Source organism: Streptomyces sp. B1866 (assembly GCF_031932565.1).
GTDB lineage: Bacteria > Actinomycetota > Actinomycetes > Streptomycetales > Streptomycetaceae > Streptomyces.
This window is the reverse complement of sequence record NZ_JAVSCF010000514.1, coordinates 1-1,345: the sequence shown is the minus strand read 5'-3', so window position 1 is coordinate 1,345 and position 1,345 is coordinate 1. Positions and strand designations below refer to the sequence as shown.

Genomic DNA, 1,345 nt, shown 5'->3' with positions numbered 1-1,345 from the left:
GCCGCTGCCCGGCACCACCTGGGGCGCGCGCCGCGCCGCGGAGGAAGGCGGCTGGCCGGGGCCGTCGCGCGAGGCCGCGGACGGCCCGCGCGGCCACGAGGAGACCGAGCAGGTGCCGTCGGCCACGGCCCTGGCGCCGGCCGCGTCGCCGTTCGCGCTGCCGGAGTCCGGCCCGGCCCAGGGCGGGGACGGCCAGGACACCGGGGAGTACCCGCGGCCCGCGCCGGGCGGCGAGTCCGGCGCGTACCAGCCGCAGGCAGGCCCCGGCCGGAGCGACACCGGAGCCTTCCCCCGGCCGCCGGCCGGCGGCCCCGGCGACACCGGCGGGTACCCGCTGCCCGGGCACGGCCAGGACGCCCCGGGCGGCCAGGACCGCGGCGACGGCCCGGCGGGCCCCGGCGACACCGCCGAGAACCCGCTGCCGGAGCCGGCCGGCGCCACGGCCGCGTACGACCCGTACCCGTACGGCGGGCGGGCCGGCGGCCAGGACACCACCGGCCAGTTCGCCCGGCCCGGCCACCAGGCCGGACCGGAGGACACCGGGGAGTTCTTCCACCCGGAGGCGGACGGCCCGTACGTCGGCACGCCCTCCTCCGGTACGTACTTCCCGCGCGGCGGCCCGGGTGTCGGCGGGCCCGGCACGGGCGGCCAGGACGCCGACACCGGCTCCTTCCCGATGCCCCAGGGCCCGCTGGGCGGGGACCGGCCCGCCGTGTCCGGCGCCGTCAGCGCGCTGGACGCCGAGCTGGACACGCTCCCCGCGGCCGGGCCCGGTGACGGCCGCACGCCGATCTTCGACACCATCGAGTCGGACTGGTTCCGTACGCACGGCGGGAGCGGCCCGCCGCTGACCGCCCGCTCGCAGGCGCCCGCCTACAGCGGCAGCGGACTCGTGCCGGCCGGAACCGCCGAGGCGCCCGCCGCGTCTCTCGGCCCGGACGCCGCGACCGGCGCCGCCGCGACCGGCGCCGCCGCGGCCGACGGCGGCGGCGCGGCCCTGCCCGAGTGGCGGACGTCGCCCAACGACGACCGCTGGCGCCGCGCTGAGCAGCTGCGCGCGCCCGCGGCCGGCGGCGTCACCGCGTCCGGGTTGCCACGCCGCGTCCCCCGCGCGAACCTCGTGGAGGGCGCCGCGCAGCAGCAGTCCTCGGCGGGCGGCCCGCAGGTGTCGCGCGCGCCCGACGACGTGCGCGGGCGGCTGATGAACCTCCGTCGCGGCATCCAGCAGGGCCGTCGGGCCGGCAGCGGCCCCGACGGAAGTCACGATCGCGGCATTGGCCCGACTTACCAGCAGGAGCGTTAGTTGAGCCCGATGAGCCAGGCGGCGCAGAATCTGAACTGGTTG

General features: G+C 80.5%; 1 pseudogene. It reads left to right on the top strand.

Annotation, left to right across the window (positions count from 1 at the left end):
- A pseudogene (locus RKE29_RS29870) lies at nucleotides 1–1,303 on the top strand (histidine kinase); the annotation flags it as partial.
- Nucleotides 1,304–1,345: the final 42 nt, after the last annotated feature.